This is a genomic window from Sphingomonas sp. AOB5, assembly GCF_029433115.1.
Taxonomy (GTDB): domain Bacteria; phylum Pseudomonadota; class Alphaproteobacteria; order Sphingomonadales; family Sphingomonadaceae; genus Sphingomonas.
The window spans coordinates 81,265-100,002 of sequence record NZ_JARNTV010000005.1 but is presented as its reverse complement, the minus strand read 5'-3'; the positions used below and the strand labels follow the sequence as shown (position 1 = coordinate 100,002).

The window sequence follows — 18,738 nt, the reverse complement described above, 5'->3', positions numbered from 1 at the left end:
GCCTGCTATCCCGTCGGGGTGAACGCGCCGGCCCTCAATCTCGAACCTCTTCCCCGCGAACCGTTCGAGGTGGCGACGGAGCGGGTGAACGCATGGCGGGGGCGCTGTGTCGATGCATTTACCCGCGCCGAGACGAGCGTGACCGAGTGCCTTGACGTCTTGGCTCAAGTCGAGGGCCGGGGCGGGCAGGTGACGCTGCCACATCTGGTAGGCCAGCGGCTCGAAGCGCTCGCTGCCACGATCAGCGCTGGTGGGCCATTCGAAGCTGAGGCGGGAAATCTGCTGGGGACACTGGAGCGGTGGCGAAGCCACACCGACTTCCGCAACATGCTTTGCCATGGTGTGTGCAAGATCACACTGGACCTGCAGGGTCGCTGGACGGTGGTGTTTCGTCTCGTAACGTTTCGGTCGAGCCATTTGTCCCGGGAAGCGTTGCCTCTGGCTGAAGCGGAAGCCGAAGCACTGTGCGAGAGCGTGATCCGGGCGTCGCACAATCTGTGTTCGCAGATCGGGCAACTAAAGGCACGGCTTCGCTGAAATAGCAGCCCGGGAGAGGCCAACGCTCGTCGCCATCAGCCGCCGTTCGTCGAACGGGCGATGGCGGAGCCGGGTAGACCCGCGCAATCTCGCGGCGATGACGATGCACGATCCGCTTGTGATCTCCGGGATCCGCACGCTCAGATGGTCCGGCGGCGAAGCGGTGCTGTGCGCCGGGGATGCGCTTGCGGGCCTGCCGGAGCGGCCCGGCGATGCGTTCGCTGCCATCTTCATTGGCGACCGGCGGATGCTCGCGGCCGGACCGGGTCCGCTGCCATCACTGGATGGCGATGAGGTGCTGCTGGTGTCGCTCGACACGGCCTTCCTGCTCGAAGCCGCAGGCCTCGAATGGCATCCGCAACTGAGCTTCCTCGGCTTTTGCGACGCGGGAGACGAGGTCGCCTGGCTGATGGCCGAGGCATTGCGGCGCGAATGTATCGAGCGTGCGCATTGCCCGGATTATGCGCGCCGCTTGGCCGAGATTGTCGCGATCCGGCTGGCCGGTCGGCATGTGCGGATCGACAGCGATCAGCCGCTTCAGGGCGGGCTGAGCGGTCACCGGCTGCGTGCCTGCATTGATCATATCGAACGCAACCTGCACCGCGACATCGCACTGGACGAACTGGCCGGATTGGTGGGGCTGAGCACCCCGCATTTCTCGCGTGCCTTCCGCCGCTCGCTGGGCGAGCCACCCTATCGCTATTTCCGGCGGCGGCGGATCGAGCGGGCCAAGCTGCTGCTCGCCGAAACCGATCAGGGGATCGCCCAGATCGCGCTGGAATGCGGCTATGCCGCCCAGTCGCACTTCAGCTCGGCATTCAAGCTGATGACGATGACCACACCAGCGGCGTGGCGGCGGGCCCGGCAGTCAACTTAATCCTCCCCCGCCAGGGGGAGGTGGCGCCGAAGGCGACGGAGGGGGAGGACTCCCTAACCTCCGTTCTGGAATCCTCCCCCTCCGTCAGCTGCGCTGACACCTCCCCCTGGCGGGGGAGGATTGATTTAGAGCGCCGCGATCCGGTGGGTCGGGGCGCTGGTCTGGGCGACCGGGAAGCCCTGTTCGGTCCAGGCGGCGAACCCGCCATTCACGATCTTCACCGCAAAGCCCAGCTCGGCGATGGCGTGAGACACGCGCACCGCGTCCAGCCGCTGCGCATCGCTGCCATAGACCGCGATGTACGGCGCGCGGGGCAGTGCCTGCAGCGCGCTGCGCGACACATTCTCCGGATCCATGTTCACCGCGCCGGCGATGTGCGCGGTGCGATAGGCGCGGCCGATCCGGGCGTCGATCAGCGGCGGTGCCTTGCCGCGGAGCTGTGCGTCGAACAGGTCGCAAACGTCGATTTCGAATTCGAGACGATGAGCCATGAGTGCCGCCATTACGCGAGGGGGCAGGGCGGGGGCGTCGATGGCTTCGGGCCGGCGATCGGGCGTGTGCTCGGCGAAATCGACCGGCATGCCGGTGATTTCCGCGACGTCCGGACTGCCTTGTTCGAATTGTTCGAAACGCGCCATTACACCCTCCTCCCACAGAGTAAGGGGAGTGGACCCTCGCGCGCGGCGCGGCTCAAGGGTGAAGTGACCGGACGGTGATGTCGGGGACGAAACGGAGCGGATCAGCCCGAGACCGCGTGCACCGGGCGCTGTGCGACCAACGATGAGGTGAGTGCCAGGCTGCGCTGCAATTCTCCTGCGGTTTCCAGGATATGTTCCTCCGCACGCACCGGATCGGCCTCGGCCAGCGCGGCGGCTTCGCGCAACTCGTGCGCCAGCCCGCGCGGGTCGTAATGCACCCGCGCGGCCTGCAGGTCGGCGGCCAGCGCCTCGCTTTCCAGCCGCGCCGCTTCGCCTGCGGCTTCCTGCGCATCGGTCGCCAGCTGCCGCGCTGTGACGATGCCGACCACCAGCCAGTAGAACAGCGAATAATAGAAGCTGCGTCCCTGAAGCTCGTAGAGATAGGCGCTGGAATAGGGGATGGGCTGCATCCCGTCGAAGCCGAACCGGGCGAACAACATGGTGATATAGGCAATCGGGATGGTCCAGATCGCCGTCGCCGCGGTGCCCAGCAATGCATGGAGCAGGATCGCGGGCTGCGGCCGCCCCTTGCGGAACATCGGCGCACGGCGCGCGACCCAGATGATCAGCGGCGTCAGCAGCGCCCACACCGTCCAGTCGATCAACCCGTCCAGCATCACGACATAGGCGCTGCGCCAGCCCATATTGGGCACGATGATCCATTGCTGCAGCGTGATCAGCGTCGAGATCGTGACGATCGCCGTCGCCGTCCCCAGAATGATACGTACCCAGCGCCGCATGCCCACTCGCTCGCTTGCACCCCGAACCGCTCTAAGACATACTACGATTAGCAATGCCGACGCCAGCCCCTGAATATCGGACCCGTTTCCGTGACGACTGAACCGCGGATGGTCGAGCCGTCGCCATGGCGGATCGCGCTGGTCGCGTTCGCCTTCGGCACCTTCGCCGCCGGGCTGTATATGACCAATGCGCTGATGGCGGTCTGGGCCTATTCGGTCCCGCATCCGCGGATCGAGATCGTCACGCGGCTGCTGCTGCTGTTCTGGAGCTGGACGCCGTTGGCGCCTTTGGTGTGGATTGCCGCGCGGCGCTGGCCGGTCGTCACGCCGCATGTGGTGCGGCGGCTGCTGATCCATCTTGGCGTCGCGCTGTGCATCTGGCTGCTGCACGCGGCGATCTACTGGACCCTGCTCAACCTTCGCGCCTGGCTGGATATCGCGCCGCTGATGCTCGGCGTGCGCTGGCCGCCGCCCAAGATCACCCAGCTGGTGGTGCTGATCGATACCGATCTGGTGATCTATGCGGTGATCGTCGCCACCGCTTCGATCTGGCGCAACCATGCTCGCGCGGTGGCATCGCGCACCTGGCGCGACCGGGTGGACAGCCGCCGTTCGACCGCGCTGCTGGAGGCGCTGCGGCGCCAGCTTCGCCCGCATTTCGTGCTCAACGCGCTCAACATGGCGCTCAGCGAGCTGGCCAACCGGCCCAAGCGCGCCAAGGCGGTGCTGACCGATCTCGCCGCGCTGCTGGAAAGCACCGAGCGGCTCGACGGGCATCTGGTCGACCTGGAAGGCGAGCTGGACATCGTTCGCGCCCATGCCGCGATCGAGCAGGCGCGCTTCAGCGACCGGCTGGAGGTGCGTTGGGATATCGTGCTGCCGCCCGGCACGGTGCAGGTGCCGCCCTTTGCGGTGCAGACCCTGTTCGAGAATGCGGTGCGCCACGGCCTCGAACGCAGCGGCGGACCGTTCACGATCTTCGTCGAAGCCCATGCCGTGCCCGGCGGCGTCCGTATCCGCGTGCGCGACAGTGGTGGATCGATCGCCCGCAGCGATAGCCGCGGTGCCGGGATCGCGCTCGACAATCTGCGGACCCGGCTAGGCCTGTTGTTCGGCGATGCGGCCAGGCTTAGCCTGCGCGTCATGGATGGCTGGACGGTCGCCGAACTCAATCTGCCGGCAAAGGCCGCATGAGCGCACGCGTCATCATCGTCGACGACGAACCGCCCGCGCGCGAGCGGCTGGCGCGGATGCTGGCGGAGATTGGCGGGCTGACCATCGTAGGCGAGGCGTCGGACGGCAATTCGGCGCTGGCGCTGCTCAACGCGACCAAGCCGGATATCGCCTTCGTTGACATCAACATGCCCGGCGGCAGCGGCCTCGACATGCTGCGCGCCAGCCCGCCCGATGCGCGCCCGGCAGTGGTGCTGGTGACCGCGCATATCGATTTCGCGGTCGAGGCGCTCGATCTCGACGTCGCCGACTATGTGGTGAAGCCCTACACGCTCGAGCGGCTGCGCCAGGCCTGCCGCCGCGCGCAATTGCTGGGCCGTCCCGCGGCGCCCGCGATCAGTTGGGTCGCGGCGCGCGATGCCGGCGATCTGGTGACGCTGTTGCCGCAGGACGTGATGGCGGTGCTGGCCGAGGGCAATTATGTCCGCATCCTCACCCAGCATGCCGGATACATGGTCCGCTCGACCCTGAAGCAGATGCAGGAGCGGCTGGCGGGGCACGGCTTCGTCGCGGTCAGCCGCTCGGCGATCGTCGCGGTGCGCTGGATCGAGCGGCTCTCGCGCGACCGGCATGGCGATGGCGAACTGACGCTGCGATCGGGCGAGACGATGCGCGTTTCCCGCTCATTCCGCCGCGATGTCGAAACCGCCTTGCAGGGATAGCGGCTATCGTGCGAATTACAGTATTTCAGCAAGGGGGCTAGCTGAATGAAGAGTGATACCGCGACGCACAGCGAGCCGGAGGCCGTATCCGAGACCGAAGGCGCTGCGGCGCTGACCGAACTCGAGGCGCATGTGCTGGCGCAGATCGCGGTGCACCAGCCGATTTCCGCTTATGACGTGATGAAGGCGCTGGCGCGCTCGCCGGTCAGTTCGCTCTCGGGCAGCACCGGCGCCATCTATCCCATCGTCAAGCGGCTGCGCGATCGCGGGCTGGTCGAGGCGACGCCGGTCAAGGATTCGCCGCGCCGTGCCGAGGTGCTTTCCGCCACCCGCAGCGGCCGTGCGGCCGCCGCGCGCTGGGTCGGCCGCGTCTCCGATGCCGATCTGCTCCCCCATGATCCGCTGCGCAGCAAGATCCTGTTCTTCGCCCTTCTTTCCAAGGCCGAGCAGATGCGCTTCCTGCTCGAGGCCAGCCGCGCGCTGGAGGACAAGCTCGAGCAGATCGAGAATTTCGCGCGTGCCCATGAGGGGCTGAATGTCGAGCTTGCCACGGCAGGCGCGGTCGTGGGCATCAAGGCGCGGCATCGCTGGCTGAACGACGTGATGCTGGAAATCTCGCAAAGCTGACCCCGTCCACCGCTTCGTCCCGCGCGCGCTCCAGTTCGCGCCATAACCCTCCCATTGCCGGTCGATTATAGTACGAAACGCAATATTATCCGTGTGCGGAGGATTTTGCGTATGTATCTGTATGACCGCGTTGCGCAGAGCCGGCCGGAACCGGGCGTAGTCGACGCCATAGGCAATGTTCATCACGTTCCGGGCGCCGCCGACGTCGCGGCGGAGGTCCGCCGGTGCAGCGCGCGCTACGTGCTCGACGACACGATCCGCGATACCTGCCTCGAACTGCTGTGCAACCGGCCCGAGACGATCCAGCCGCGCGACGATTGCTATCGCATCCCGCATCAGACGATGTGGATCGAATGGACCGATCCCTGCGTGGCAAAGGCTTCGGGATCGTCCAGCCAGCGCGCGGGCCTGTTCGTCGAAGCCGACGAAACCGGGCGGCGCGGATCGATGCAGAGCTACAGCCAGGATGCCGAGGGCAATCCCTGGGCGGCGCAGATGCTGTTCCTGTTCGATTTCGATGAGGAGATCGCGTCCGACGGGGCGCGATGCGGCGTGCATTTCGACGATGTTGCCAATCCCGATGAACTCCACCGCATCCTGCGCCACGGCCTTGGACGGATCGACCAGCGCTGGGCCGATTATTTTCGCGCCTCGGGCGGGCTGACGCACGGCGACTTGCAGACGATGATGCGCGCGACGCTGCCCGATTTCGGCATCCTGTGCGCCTTTCTGCTGCTGCTCAGCCTCGAATGTTCGGTGGCCGAGCCGCGGCAGGGGCTGGAGAAGATCAATCGCGCCCGCGCCAAGGCAGGCAAGGCGCTGCTGCTCGATCATGTCGAAGTGAGCCTGAGGCTGGCAGCGGTGGGCAGCGGCGGTGGCGCGGGCAGGGGCCATGGCGACCGTTCGGCATCGCGGCTGCATCAGGTCCGCGGCCATCTGGTGCGGCGCGCGGGCAAGACCTTCTGGCGCAGCCATCATCTGCGCGGCGATGTCGGCGTGGGCGTGATCGCCAGCCGGACGGTGCGGGTGACCGGGAGCGGGGAAGCGCTTCGCCGCCGGCTGGGATAGGAATTGGCGATTGTGTTTCGCCCCGCTTCGATGTTTCTGAGCGGTCATGAACTCCGGCGTCGACGCGAAGCATTTCATCCACCTGCCGGGCTGGGCCAAGGCATTGTGCCTCGGCCTGCTGGGCATCGGCATCGTCGCGTCGATCTCGATCGTGTTCCGGTTCTTCAACGGGCATGGCAATACCGATTGGCTGCTGATCGGCATCAGCGGCGCGCAGTTCCTGATCACCACCTTCGTGATCGCCACCGTGCTGTTCGTGTCGCAGACTGATGCGAATATCGGCAATCTGCGCAAGCGCGCCGAGCATTTCCTGGACGAAATTCTGCCGACAGCGCTGTCCCGCGTGACGCCCGACGATGCGGGTGCGACCGGCTGCGAGGTGACGCGCGGCACTCGCTGCGACATCTTCGGCTATGATTATCTGCTCCATCGCGATGGCCAGCCGCTGGCGCGCCTTTGGTGCGGGGTGAATGTCTCGCGGCTGATCGTGATCTATCGCGTCCGCAATCCCGATCCCGAAGGCGATGTGACGGCGTTCGTCGAGCGGCTGAAGCGCATCTTTCGCTTCAGCCTGGGCGGGGCGGAATCGGTCGGGTACAAGGTCAGCTACGAGCCTTTGCCCTCGTCACGCGAAGTCGTGTCGATCTGGCTAACGGTCGCGACCGAGAAGGATTTCCTGACCGATCCCGCGCTCAAGCTGTTCTGGTCTCAGGATATCGCGATGATGACCGAGTCCCTGATCCGCACCGCGTTGCGCCACAAGGACGAACTCAGGCTCGAGCTCAAGACGCTGCCCCGCCCGCAATAGGCCGGGTCAGCGATCCATGTGCATAAAGTCGCGGTCGAACGCGATCATGTGCGCCCCGCCATCGACATAGACGGTCTGCCCGGTCGTGCCCTCGGCACCGGCCAGATACAGCACCGCGTCCGCGATCTGCTGCGCGGTGGAGAGCGAACCCAGCGGCATGCGCTCGCCGAGCCGCGCGGTCTGGGCATCGCTATAGTCTTCCGTCGCCAGCGTCAGGCCCGGCGCCACGGCATTCACGCGAATACCCGGCGCCAGCACCCGCGCCATCGCCCGCGTCGCACCTTCGAGCGCGATCTTGGAGAGGGTGTAGGCGAACTGGTCGCCATGCGGATGGGCGATGCGCTGGTCGAGAATGTTGACGATCGACCGGCCGCTCCAATTGTCATCTTGGCTGCCGCTGGCGGCAAAGGCCTGGCTCAGCAGCACCGGCGCGGCGCAGTTGACCGCATAATGGGTCATCAGGTCCACATGGGTCACATCGTCGAACCGGTCGGCGCCGAAGGTCGAGGCGTTGTTGACCAGCAGTTCGGGCGGGCGGCCGAAATGCGCGCTTGCTTCGGCCATCAGCGCCGCAGCAGCCGCCGGATCGGTGAAGTCGGCGGTGAAGCCTCGCCAGTCGGCGCTGCTCGCCTCGAACGCCGCCAGCAGCTCGGGGCTGGGATCCGCGTCGCGGCTGCCATGGATCGCCACGGCATAGCCTTTCGCCGCCAGCGCAGCGGCGATCGCGGCACCGATCCGCTTGTGGCCACCGGTAACGAGCGCGAGCGGCGCCGGCATCAATAGCCCATCAGCTTCAGGACTTCCTCGCGGCTGCGCTCGTCCTCGCGGAACACGCCCATCATCCGGCTGGTGACCATGCCGACGCCGGGCGTGCGCACGCCGCGTGCGGTCATGCAGGCATGGGTGGCATCGATCACCACTGCCACACCGACCGGGTTCAGTTCGTTCCAGATGCAATCGGCGACCTGCGCGGTCAGCCGTTCCTGCACCTGAAGGCGGCGGGCATAGGCATGGAGCACGCGCGCCAGCTTCGAGATGCCGACCACGCGATCCTTGGGCAGATAGGCGATCGAGGCCTTGCCGATGATCGGTGCCATGTGATGCTCGCAATGCGACTGGAACGGGATGCCGTTCAGCAGGACGATGTCGCCGTAGCCGCCGACTTCCTCGAACACGCGGCTCAGGTGGTGACGCGGATCTTCTCCGTAGCCCTGGCAATATTCCTTCCACGCACGGCCGACACGCGCCGGGGTATCGATCAGACCCTCGCGATCGGGGTCGTCGCCGGACCAGCGGATCAGCGTGCGGATCGCCTCCTGAACGTCTTCGGGAACGGGAATCTTGGCCGGGGGTGAAACAATATCGCCATCGTCGGGGGTATCGTAATGATCGGCCATTATTCCTGTCTTTCCCGTCCAATTCTTCGTTGCCGTTACGGCAAGCTGGATTTCGGCATGTTTGCCGGTGTGACATCCCTGTATCGCCTTGGGAAAAAGCGCCGGAATGTGCTGTGTTCCGGCCTCTATTCCCGTTGACGCCCGCAAATTGGCAGCGTTAGGTGAAGCAGAAACAAAAGCAATGCGTGAGCGGCACAGACCGCTCGCCAGTCATTTTTTCAGGAGGGGGTGCACCCATGAAGAAGTATCAGCTGCTTGCCGCATCGGCACTGACCGTTTTCCTCGCCACGCCGGCGATGGCGCAGGACGCCGCGCCGCAGGAAGACGCCGCCAGCCAGGACTATCAGTCGGCCAACGACATCGTCGTCCGCGCGACCCAGCGTAACGAGACCGTGCAGACGGTTCCGATCGCGGTGACCGCCGTCGGCGCCGAGCTTCTCGAGAATGCCGGCGTTCAGGACGTGAAGGGCCTCGAGCAGCTGGCGCCGTCGCTTCAGACCACCACCGGCCAGTCGGCCGCTACGGGCTCGTCGCTTTCGATCCGCGGTGTCGGCACCGCCGGCGACAATCCGGGCTTCGAACCTGCAGTCGGCGTGTTCATCGACGGCGTGTTCCGCTCGCGTGCGGGCGTCGCCCTTGCCGAACTGCCCGAGCTGGAGCGCGTCGAAGTGCTGCGCGGTCCGCAGGGCACGCTGTTCGGCCGCAACACCTCGGCTGGTGCGCTCTCGATCTTCACGGCGCAGCCGGCGTTCGAGTTCGGCGGCTATGTCGAAGGCAGCTATGGCAACTACAACGCGTACGAGCTGGAAGGCGCGGTCACCGGCCCGGTGTCGGAGCAGTTCGCGCTGCGCCTCGACGGTGGCTATCGCAAGCGTGATGGCTACATCAACGACGCCAATTCCTCGCGCAAGATCAACAACATCGATCGCTGGAACGTCCGCGGCCAGGCGCTGCTCGACACCGGCGACATCACGCTGCGGCTTATCGGCGATTATTCGCAGACCGACGAAGCCTGCTGCGGCGCCGTCAGCATCGCGCGCGGTTCGCTGGGCACGGTGGTCAACAACATCGCCGCCTCGCAGGGTCGCGTCGGCCTGTATGTCGGCGACGCGACCACCGTCAGCGGCACCAGCTACACCTTCAACCCCGAGCATCGCACGATGGCGATCTCGCCCAATCGCAGCTTTGGCGAGCAGGTGAAGGACTACGGCTTCTCAGCCGAGTTGAACTGGGACATGGGCAATGTGACGGTGACCTCGATCACCGCCTATCGCCAGTGGCGCGCCACGCGCAGCCAGGACATCGACTTCTCGGGCATCGATCGCGCCTATCGCGACGGCTATCAGAACAACATCCGCGACATCACGCAGGAAATCCGCTTCCAGGGTTCGGCCGGTCCGCTCGACTGGCTGATCGGCGGCTTCTACCTGAACGAAGACCTCGAGCTGCGTGACACCGTCCGCTTCGGCAATGACGGCAACCGCTACGTCGACACCGTGTTCGCAGGTGCGCTGGGCGCCGCTCCGCCGGCAGGCTTCGGCACGCCGCTGCAGTTCTACGGCTCGCTCGGCTCGGGCGTGCCGCTGTTCGGCTCCGCGCTGCTCAACCCGGCGGTTCCGAACACCATCCCCGCGCTGCAGGCCGCCTATGGTCCGACGACCGGCCTTCTGGTCGGCTGCTTCCGCGCCAATGTCGGCAGCGGTCCCGCCGCGAACTGCGTGATCCCGGGCATTCCGACCGCCGTGGTTCCGGGCCTCGCCGCGCTGGTGACCAGCCCGCTGCCGGGCGTGACCCCCGGCCAGGGCAACAACAACGACAATTTCGGGGTCAAGACCAACGCCTTCGCGCTGTTCACGCACAACATCATCAACGTGACCGACAAGTTCGCGATCACGCTGGGTGCGCGCTGGAACTACGAGAAGAAGGAATTGAACGCCTCGATCAACAACAACACCGGCAGCTGCGCCTTCTTCGATCAGGTGCGTGCGGGTAACCCGGCGGCGGCGACCTATGCCTTCTATCTTCGCCAGGCGGGCATCTTCAACAACCTGTTCCTGCTGAGCTGCAACCCGGCGGTGAACACCGAGTTCAACGGCAACTACGCCCATAACAAGGACGAGAGCCAGATCACCGGTACCGCCAAGCTGGCGTATAAGATCACCCCGTCGATCCTCGGCTATGCCAGCTACGATCGCGGCTACAAGTCGGGCGGATATAATCTCGACCAGGCAACCTTCGATTCGGTGCTGCTGGGCGGCAACGGTGCGCAGGCCAGCGACCTGGCGTTCGGCCGCGAAACCGTCGACTCGTTCGAAATCGGTTTCAAGACCAGCTGGGGCCGCGAGTTCACCTTCAACATCGCGGGCTTCTATTCGAAGTATCACGACCTGCAGAACCTGGTGTTCAGCGGCAACAACTTCGTCGTCCAGAACATCGACTCGTCGACTTCGAAGGGCGTCGAGGCCGAAGCCACGATCCGTCCGTCGCAGTCGTTCACGGTGCGCCTCGGCTACACCTATCTGGACGCCCGCTACGACGCGTCGAACAACTTCACCGGCACGCCGCTGGCAGGCCTGGAAGGTCGTCAGGTCCAGAACCAGCCGAAGCATGTCGTGACCTCGACGCTGACCTGGCAGCCGCGGATCAACGACAACGTCAAGGGCCTGGTCCACATCGACATGCGCTATAACAGCGAAGTCGAAATCTCGGGCCGTAGCCCGCTGAACCCGGATCGCGGCGTCGTCCGCAACCCCGGCTATGCGCTGGTCTCGGCTCGCCTCGGCCTGCAGAGCACCGACGGCAACATCCGCGGTGAATTCTACGTCGAGAACCTGTTCAACCAGTATTACAACATCACCGGCTTTGCGGTGCCCGAGCAGACCGGCAACTATGCCGGCTATCCGGGCTACCCCCGCTTCTATGGCGTGCGGGCGCGCTTCGGTTTCTAAGACCCGGACAGCAAATCGGGAAATGGGAACGGCCGGGGTGGCAACACCCCGGCCGTTTTCTTTTGTCCGCTGGCGCAGCCGGTGGTGCCGCCACCCTCTTGTCATCGCCATGCTGCACGTGCGAGCAACGCAGGAGCAAAGGGGGGCTATATGATCGACACCCACGCGCTGGTGGCGCTGACGCTGATTTCGATCGCGGGGGTCATGAGTCCCGGACCGAATTTCGTTGTCGTCGCGCAACGCGCGCTGCTGCACGGCCGGCGCGATGCAATGATCACGGCGGCGGGCGTGCTCACGGTCAGCGCGATCTGGGCATCGGCAAGCCTGTTCGGCCTGGCCGTGGTCTTCAAGCTGTTCCCTTGGCTGCACATGACGCTGAAGATCGTCGGGGCCGCCTATCTGCTCTGGATCGGCTTCAAGCTGTGGCGCGACGCCCGCAAGCCGATGCCGGTCGTGACTGCCGAGGGACGGGCGGGGGCAGGTGGCTGGCGTGCCTTCCGCGCGGGGCTGGCGACCAATTTGTCGAATGCGAAGGCGATCGCCTTCTACACCTCGGTATTCTCGGCCGCTGCGCCGTCGCCCGAAAAGACCGCGACCTTGTGGGTTGCGCTGGTCTTGGTGCTGGCGATCGGATGCATCTGGTACAGCGTGGTGGTGTTCGCGTTCACCACCGGACCGGTCGCCGCCGGCTATCGCCGGGCAAAGACCACCATCGAGCGTGCCTGCGGTGCGCTGATGATCGCGTTCGGGGTGCAACTGGCGGTATCGCGCTAGACTGGCCCCTTAACGGGGCTCCCCCGGCAAGTGCCGGAGGAGCCCGGGTCCGGTTACTTCTTCTCGAACGCGACGGTGATGTTCAGTTCCACCTCGTCCGACACCAACGGGATGCCGTAGGCGATGTTGAAGTCGCTGCGCTTCACCTTGGCGGTCGCTTCGAAGCCGACCGTTTCCTTCTTGTTGTACGGATTTGCGCCCGCGCCGGTGAACTCGGCGTCGAGCGCGACTTCGCGGGTGACGCCGTTCAGAGTCAGGTCGCCGGTGATCACGGCCTTGGTGCCGCTGGCCGCGACCCGCTTCGAGACGAAGCGCGCGTCGGCGGGAGTGGCGCCGAAGAAATCTGCGCTCTTGCCGGCTTCGGCGGGCTTGAGCAGATGCTTGTTCAGCCCTTCGCTGGCGGTGAGGATCTTCGACACCGGGATGGTGATGTCGACCGTGGCCGCGTTCGGATTCTTGGGATCGAGCACCAGCGTGCCGCTCACATCGCCGATCAGGCCGAAATAGTCGTTGAAGCCGAAATGATTGACGCGCCAGCCGACCAGCGTGTGGGTGGGATCGGCGGCATAGGTGCCCGCGGTTACGCGCGAGGCGTCCTTGGCGCCGGGCGTGCCGGGATCCTGCTGGGCGATGACGGGTGCGGCGACCGCAAGGGCGGCGACAATGGCAAGGGCACGAAAACGCATGGGGCAGGGCTCCTGTTGGGGGGAGCCTTATCTCTGTGCGCGATCGGCTCGCGTCAAACAACGAGTGGGAAACGCAGGGTTTCCGGTTGGTCTTAGTGTGACTTTCCCTCTGGCTCTATCGGCCTGCTTGCAGGCGATATCGTTCGCATAGACGCGCCACCCGGCAATTGCGGCGTCGCGCTCGCGGTCCGATCCGCCGTTCGAGATCGAGCCGAAACTCACGCCGGTGATATGGGTCAGCACTGCGTTCAGTGCATCGACAACCTGTTCGGGTCCGTAGTGAGTGATCCCTTCGAACGCGTCCGGGTCATGGTTGATCAGGGAAATCTCCTGCGTCAGCAGCGGCCGCCTGTCATCCATCTGGGCGATGATCGCAGGTACCGCCTCGCTACCCAGTGCTTCGAGCTGCTCGAAAATACTCCGTTGTGCATCGTCACGGACATGGCCCAGGCGGGCAATCAAGGTTCTGACTTCTCCGAAGCGCGGCAGGCGGGTGTCGATCCGCCAGGCGCCGGCGATCTGTTCCTGCCTCGATATCTCCGCGCGGGTCGTTCCCACGGCAAGATCGGTGGCGCGCGTCAGCGCACCCGGCGTGTAGCCCGCGAAATAGAGGCCGTCTTCCGCGCGCGTCAGGAAAAGGATCGCCGGCACGCCCGTAAGGCGGAGAACATCGTCATTCGATGGCTTGTAAGGCGCATCCTTGGGATAGAAGCGCAGGCTCACGTGATCGGCGGCATCACCCTTCAGCACCCCATCGACTACCACCGGAATATCCAGATAGCCGGGTGATGGCTTCTCCGCTTCCCCGGCGAGCTGGGCCGGCGCCGTCATCCTTCCGATCAGGACAAGGTTCGATCCAGCCAGCAAGTTGGCTAGTTCGGGGTCGGCCGGGCAGGGTATCGAACGCGGCACGGGTTCGGATAAGTGCGGAGCAGCGCCGAAGGCGAAAATAAGACTTAGGAGAGCGGTCTGCATCAGCATATCGGGCTGACATGCCATATCCGGCACCTGACCGCTAATGATCGGTGGCGGTGATCGTTACACAATCCGCCGCCCCGTCACCCGTACCGTCGCGCAAGCCGGTGTGCCGTCCTTCCCAGTGCCGCCCACGGTCAGTTCCACCACGCCTTCGCCCGCCATCGCGCGGTCGAGCAGGTCCTGCGGCGTGTCGTGGATGTCGATCTTCATCCGGCGGGTCCAGGGCGACTGGCAGTCGCCCGCACTCTGGCCGATCCGGATATAGACGAAGCGGCGTTCCGGCCCTTCGCGGCGGACCTGATCGCCGAAGAATTTGGGGCCGGGGGCGATGCGTACCGGGAAGTCGAATGGCAGCGGCTCGCCGTCTTTAGAGTATTTCGGGTCGAGGACCTTGTCGTCGCCCTCCTGAAGGCTGTGGAGCACGCCGGTCACCGGTTGCTCGATCACGATCCGCATGCGGATCTCGGTCTGGTCTGCGCGTGCCATGCCTGTGAATACCACGATGCGGCCAGCAATCTCCTGTAAATCCGGAGCGGTTATGATGGGGCATCATAGGGAGGGTAAAGCCCATGCGACTGCTTCGTCACTTGCTTCCCACGGCCCGTCGGACCGGCGCGGCCAAGACGCGCTTCACGCTGGCACCGGCGGCCTTCGCGCCACTCGAACTGGATTACGATCCGCTGGTCGCGCAACTCGCCAACCAGTGCCGCTGAGGACATGAAAAAGGCCGCGAACGCCTGAGCGTCCGCGGCCTTCCTCTCCCCGGGGCTCTGGGCCCCAAGTCCGTCAGTTCTTTTCCTGGTCCACCAGCTTGTTGGCGCCGATCCAGGGCATCATCGCGCGCAACTCGCTGCCGACCTGCTCGATCTGGTGCCGCTTGGCGGCGATGCGGCTGGCCTTCAGCTCGGGCTGGCCGGCGCGGTTGTCGAGCACGAAGTCCTTCACGAAGCGGCCCGACTGGATGTCGGCCAGAACGCGCTTCATTTCTTTCTTGGTCTCTTCGGTGATGATGCGCGGGCCGGTCTTGATGTCACCATATTCGGCGGTGTTCGAGATCGAATAGCGCATGTTGGCGATGCCGCCCTCATACATCAGGTCGACGATCAGCTTCAGCTCGTGAAGGCACTCGAAATAGGCCATTTCGGGGGCATAGCCGGCCTCGACCAGCGTCTCGAAGCCTGCCTGCACCAGCGCAGTGGCGCCGCCGCACAGCACGGCCTGCTCGCCGAACAGGTCGGTCTCGCATTCCTCGCGGAAGTTGGTCTCGATGATGCCCGAACGGCCGCCGCCGACGCCCGAGGCATAGGCGAGGGCGACATCATGCGCGTTGCCGGTCGAATCCTGATGGATCGCGATCAGGCAGGGCACACCGCCGCCGCGGACATATTCGCTGCGCACGGTGTGGCCCGGGCCCTTGGGGGCGATCATGATGACGTCGATGTCCGACGGCACTTCGATCAGGCCGAAATGGATGTTGAGACCATGGGCGAAGGCCAGCGCCGCGCCGGGCTTCATATTGCCCTTAAGGTCGTTCTCCCAGATCGCGGCCTGATGCTCGTCCGGCGCCAGGATCATGAGGATGTCCGCCCAGCCGGCCGCTTCCTTGTTGGCAAGCACCTTGAAGCCCGCACCCTCGGCCTTCTTGGCGCTGGCCGAGCCGGGGCGCAGCGCGATCGCGACTTCCTTGACGCCGCTGTCGCGCAGGTTCTGCGCATGAGCATGGCCCTGCGAACCATAGCCGAGGATCGCGATCTTCTTGTTCGAGATCAGGTTCAGATCGGCGTCGCGATCGTAATAGACACGCATTCTAGTCAGTCCCTTTCAGCAAGTTTGCGTCATGCCAGCGAAGGCTGGCATCTCATGCCGCGGACGTTCCGCTTGTTGCCTGAGACCCCGGCTTTCACCGGGGTGACGGTTGTAATTTCAGGCCGCCTCTTTTCCTCGCGAGATCGCCACCACGCCGGTGCGCGCGACTTCGACCAGGCCGACTTCGCGCATCAGCTCGACGAACTTGTCGATCTTGTCGGTGCCGCCGGTTACTTCGAACACGAAGCTGGAGATCGTCGCATCGACCACGCGGGCGCGATAGACGTCCGCCAGGCGCAGCGCCTCGATCCGGTGATCGCCGGTCCCGGCGACCTTCACCAGCGCCAGCTCGCGCTCGACATAGGGGCCAGCCGCGGTCAGATCGGTCACCTTGTGCACCGGCACCAGGCGGTCGAGCTGGGCGATGATCTGCTCCATCACATGCGCCGAGGCGGAGGTGACGATGGTGATGCGGCTCACCGCGCGATCGTCGGTGATCTCGCTGACCGTCAGGCTCTCGATATTATAGCCGCGCGCAGTGAACAGACCGGCGATGCGGGCGAGGATGCCCGGCTCGTTGTCCACGATGACGGCGAGCGTGTGCCGCTCGCTTGCTTCCTGTTTGATATGCATGACTTACTCGTTGTGCTCGCCTGGAGGTGTGCGGTCTTGCAGGATCCACGGATGCAAGTTTTCCATGGCATCCCAATCGAGCGGTTCGATCGACAGAATGCACCGGCTCACGCGGATCGCGCCATAGGAAAAGGAGAGGAAGAACTCGGCGGCATCGAGTGGGCCGCTCGCGCGGATCTCCGAAAAGCTGCCATGCTCACCCGCGTAGATCAGGCCGTAATCCTTGGGATATTGGAATGCGAGATCACAGCCTGCCGGATCCTTCAATCGGATGCGCGCCGGCTGTCTCGTCCAATTGTTCGTGGAAACGAACGTGTCGAACGCGCAGTCGATGACGATCTCGTCCGGCCTGAGATCGATGGCGAACACGAGTCCGTCAGTGATCTCGAAACGAACGAGCAACTCATCCGCGGGTGTTATCACCTCGGGCGCGCTAATCACACCAGCGCCTTCGCTTCGTCGTCCATTTCGCCGGAGACTTCGTTGCCTTCGAGGATCATGTCGGTATGTGCCGCGCCCGACGGGATCATCGGGAAGCAATTGGCGAGCTTTGCCACGCGGCAATCGACCATGACGGGGCCGTCATAGGCCAGCATCTCGGCGATGCCGGCATCGAGCTGGTCATTGCCTTCGATCTTGATACCCTTCCAGCCATAGGCCTCTGCGAGCTTCACGAAATCGGGCAGCGCGTCGGAATAGCTTTCCGAATAGCGGCTCGAATAGGTCAGTTCCTGCCACTGGCGGACCATGCCCATATATTCGTTGTTCAGGATGAAGATCTTGACCGGCAGGCGATACTGGGTCGCGGTGGCCAGTTCCTGGATGTTCATCTGGATCGAGGCTTCGCCGGCGATGTCGATCACCAGATCGTTCGGGTTGCCAAGCTGCGCGCCGATCGCGGCGGGCAGGCCATAGCCCATCGTGCCGAGACCGCCGCTGGTCAGCCACTTGTTCGGATCCTCGAAGTGGAAATGCTGGGCAGCCCACATCTGGTGCTGGCCCACTTCGGTGGTGATGATCGGCGACTTGTCCTTTGTCGCTTCATACAGCGCGCGGATCGCCCGCTGCGGCATGATCGCATCGCCCTTTTCCGGGAAATCGAGGCAGCGGCGCGCACGCCAGCCGTCGATCCGGCGGAACCACTCGGAAAGATCGGGCTTGGGATGCTGGCGCGACTTCCATGCCGCAACCATGTCCGCCAGCGCGCTGGCACAGTCGGCGATGATCGGCAGGTCGACACGGACATTCTTGTTGATCGACGACCGGTCGATATCGATGTGGACCTTGCGGCTGTTCGGGCTGAACGCGTCGAGGCGGCCGGTCACGCGATCGTCGAACCGCGATCCGATCGCGATGATCAGGTCGGCGCGGTTCATCGCCATGTTTGCTTCGTAGGTGCCGTGCATGCCCAGCATGCCGAGCCACTTGTCCGACGAGGCCGGGAAGGCGCCCAGACCCATCAGTGTCGACGTGACCGGCGCACCGGTCAGCTCAGCCAATTCGCGCAGCAGGCGCGTGGCTTCGGGGCCGGAATTGATGATCCCGCCGCCGGTGTAGAAGATCGGACGCTCGGCCGCGGCGAGCATGTCGACCGCTTCCTGGATCTTCGCCGGATCGGCTTCGGTCTGCGGACGATAGGTGGCGTGGCGGATCGCGTTGGCGGTGCCGGGCCGCGCGGTGGCAACCTGCACGTCCTTGGGGATATCGACCACGACCGGGCCGGGGCGGCCGGTGGTGGCGATATGGAAAGCCTCGGTGACGACATCGACCAGCTTGGCCGGGTCCTTCACCAGATAATTATGCTTGGTGCAGTGGCGCGTGATGCCGACGGTGTCGGCTTCCTGGAACGCGTCGGTGCCGATCAGCGCGGTCGGGACCTGCCCGGTGATGACCACCATCGGGATCGAATCCATCAGCGCATCGGTGATGCCGGTGACCGCGTTGGTCGCGCCCGGGCCCGAAGTGACGAGCACCACGCCGGGCTTGCCGGTCGAGCGGGCATAGCCTTCCGCGGCATGGGTCGCGGCCTGTTCGTGGCGGACGAGGATGTGCTTGATGCGGTCCTGCTTGAAGATCGCATCGTAAATGGGAAGCACGGCGCCGCCCGGATAGCCGAAGATGACTTCCACACCGAGATCGCACAGCGTCTCGATCAGGATGTCTGCTCCGCTCTTCTCGGTCACGACGTGTTACTCCTTCTGCATTGTTACGGACGCGCCATAGCATTGCCCGAGCGGGGCTGCTAATCGCACGAAAACATCGCGTC

21 protein-coding genes are annotated in these 18,738 nt (G+C 64.9%); 10 read left to right on the top strand and 11 right to left on the bottom strand.

Translation table 11 applies throughout. The annotated features are described in order from the left end of the window. Positions 1 to 18 precede the first annotated feature (18 nt). A complete protein-coding gene (locus P1X14_RS04005; RefSeq protein WP_277314024.1) occupies positions 19 to 537 on the top strand; it encodes a hypothetical protein in 519 nt (172 codons plus the stop codon). 103 nt (positions 538 to 640) lie between these two features. Then, the gene (locus tag P1X14_RS04000; protein ID WP_277314023.1) at positions 641 to 1,414 is read left to right on the top strand and encodes an AraC family transcriptional regulator; all 774 of its coding nucleotides are present in this window, start codon (positions 641 to 643) and stop codon (positions 1,412 to 1,414) included. A gap of 125 nt (positions 1,415 to 1,539) precedes the next feature. Here P1X14_RS04000 and P1X14_RS03995 read toward each other — a convergent pair whose 3' ends face one another. After that, positions 1,540 to 2,052 (bottom strand): rhodanese-like domain-containing protein, encoded by a 513-nt coding sequence (locus tag P1X14_RS03995; RefSeq protein ID WP_277314022.1) that lies wholly within the window; start codon positions 2,050 to 2,052, stop codon positions 1,540 to 1,542. Positions 2,053 to 2,153: 101 nt separating this feature from the next. Next, a complete protein-coding gene (locus tag P1X14_RS03990) occupies positions 2,154 to 2,852 on the bottom strand; it encodes a hypothetical protein (protein ID WP_277314021.1) in 699 nt (232 codons plus the stop codon). A 90-nt stretch (positions 2,853 to 2,942) separates the two neighbouring features. Here P1X14_RS03990 and P1X14_RS03985 point away from each other — a divergent pair, with 90 nt between their 5' ends. From P1X14_RS03985 to P1X14_RS03965, 5 genes are all read left to right on the top strand, one after another. Next, positions 2,943 to 4,046, top strand: coding sequence for a histidine kinase (locus P1X14_RS03985; protein WP_277314020.1), 1,104 nt, complete (start codon positions 2,943 to 2,945; stop codon positions 4,044 to 4,046). Next, entirely contained in the window at positions 4,043 to 4,747 is a 705-nt protein-coding gene (locus tag P1X14_RS03980; RefSeq protein WP_277314019.1) for a LytTR family DNA-binding domain-containing protein, read from the top strand. The genes P1X14_RS03985 and P1X14_RS03980 overlap by 4 nt, the downstream gene beginning before the upstream one ends. A 45-nt stretch (positions 4,748 to 4,792) precedes the next feature. Next, positions 4,793 to 5,374 carry a PadR family transcriptional regulator gene (locus P1X14_RS03975; RefSeq protein ID WP_277314018.1) on the top strand — a complete coding sequence of 194 codons (582 nt, stop codon included), beginning with the start codon at positions 4,793 to 4,795 and terminating at the stop codon, positions 5,372 to 5,374. 111 nt (positions 5,375 to 5,485) lie between these two features. Further along, positions 5,486 to 6,442, top strand: a complete 957-nt coding sequence (locus tag P1X14_RS03970) for a hypothetical protein (RefSeq protein WP_277314017.1) — start codon at positions 5,486 to 5,488, stop codon at positions 6,440 to 6,442. Positions 6,443 to 6,488: 46 nt separating this feature from the next. Beyond that, positions 6,489 to 7,250, top strand: coding sequence for a hypothetical protein (locus P1X14_RS03965; RefSeq protein WP_277314016.1), 762 nt, complete (start codon positions 6,489 to 6,491; stop codon positions 7,248 to 7,250). A 6-nt stretch (positions 7,251 to 7,256) separates the two neighbouring features. On the opposite strand, the gene P1X14_RS03960 is transcribed toward P1X14_RS03965, so the two are convergent. Beyond that, on the bottom strand, positions 7,257 to 8,027 hold the full coding sequence (locus P1X14_RS03960; protein ID WP_277314015.1) for an SDR family oxidoreductase: 771 nt from the start codon (positions 8,025 to 8,027) through the stop codon (positions 7,257 to 7,259). After that, positions 8,027 to 8,647: a GTP cyclohydrolase I FolE gene (folE, locus tag P1X14_RS03955; protein WP_277314014.1), complete on the bottom strand. Its 621-nt coding sequence runs from the start codon at positions 8,645 to 8,647 to the stop codon at positions 8,027 to 8,029. The genes P1X14_RS03960 and folE overlap by 1 nt, the downstream gene beginning before the upstream one ends. A 236-nt stretch (positions 8,648 to 8,883) precedes the next feature. On the opposite strand from folE, the gene P1X14_RS03950 reads away from it, so the two are divergent. Continuing rightward, on the top strand, positions 8,884 to 11,595 hold the full coding sequence (locus P1X14_RS03950) for a TonB-dependent receptor (protein WP_277314013.1): 2,712 nt from the start codon (positions 8,884 to 8,886) through the stop codon (positions 11,593 to 11,595). Positions 11,596 to 11,745: 150 nt separating this feature from the next. Next, positions 11,746 to 12,369 carry a LysE family transporter gene (locus tag P1X14_RS03945; protein ID WP_277314012.1) on the top strand — a complete coding sequence of 208 codons (624 nt, stop codon included), beginning with the start codon at positions 11,746 to 11,748 and terminating at the stop codon, positions 12,367 to 12,369. 53 nt (positions 12,370 to 12,422) lie between these two features. Here the strand turns inward: P1X14_RS03945 and P1X14_RS03940 are convergent, their stop codons facing one another. The 3 genes from P1X14_RS03940 to P1X14_RS03930 are packed head-to-tail and all read right to left on the bottom strand — an operon-like array spanning position 12,423 to position 14,519. Beyond that, positions 12,423 to 13,055: a YceI family protein gene (locus P1X14_RS03940; protein WP_277314011.1), complete on the bottom strand. Its 633-nt coding sequence runs from the start codon at positions 13,053 to 13,055 to the stop codon at positions 12,423 to 12,425. A 27-nt stretch (positions 13,056 to 13,082) separates the two neighbouring features. Continuing rightward, complete coding sequence (locus P1X14_RS03935; RefSeq protein ID WP_277314010.1) at positions 13,083 to 14,036, bottom strand: hypothetical protein; 954 nt, start codon at positions 14,034 to 14,036, stop codon at positions 13,083 to 13,085. A gap of 57 nt (positions 14,037 to 14,093) precedes the next feature. Further along, complete coding sequence (locus P1X14_RS03930) at positions 14,094 to 14,519, bottom strand: DUF5990 family protein (protein ID WP_277314009.1); 426 nt, start codon at positions 14,517 to 14,519, stop codon at positions 14,094 to 14,096. Positions 14,520 to 14,602: 83 nt separating this feature from the next. Here P1X14_RS03930 and P1X14_RS03925 point away from each other — a divergent pair, with 83 nt between their 5' ends. Continuing rightward, positions 14,603 to 14,746, top strand: coding sequence for a hypothetical protein (locus P1X14_RS03925; protein ID WP_277314008.1), 144 nt, complete (start codon positions 14,603 to 14,605; stop codon positions 14,744 to 14,746). A 73-nt stretch (positions 14,747 to 14,819) separates the two neighbouring features. Here the strand turns inward: P1X14_RS03925 and ilvC are convergent, their stop codons facing one another. The 4 genes from ilvC to P1X14_RS03905 form a co-directional block, all read right to left on the bottom strand. Then, a complete protein-coding gene (gene ilvC / locus P1X14_RS03920) occupies positions 14,820 to 15,839 on the bottom strand; it encodes a ketol-acid reductoisomerase (protein WP_277314007.1) in 1,020 nt (339 codons plus the stop codon). A 117-nt stretch (positions 15,840 to 15,956) separates the two neighbouring features. Further along, entirely contained in the window at positions 15,957 to 16,472 is a 516-nt protein-coding gene (gene ilvN / locus P1X14_RS03915) for an acetolactate synthase small subunit (protein WP_277314006.1), read from the bottom strand. A gap of 3 nt (positions 16,473 to 16,475) precedes the next feature. Next, entirely contained in the window at positions 16,476 to 16,913 is a 438-nt protein-coding gene (locus P1X14_RS03910; protein WP_277314005.1) for a hypothetical protein, read from the bottom strand. After that, positions 16,910 to 18,655 carry an acetolactate synthase 3 large subunit gene (locus P1X14_RS03905; RefSeq protein WP_277314004.1) on the bottom strand — a complete coding sequence of 582 codons (1,746 nt, stop codon included), beginning with the start codon at positions 18,653 to 18,655 and terminating at the stop codon, positions 16,910 to 16,912. The genes P1X14_RS03910 and P1X14_RS03905 overlap by 4 nt, the downstream gene beginning before the upstream one ends. Between the last annotated feature and the right edge of the window lie 83 nt (positions 18,656 to 18,738).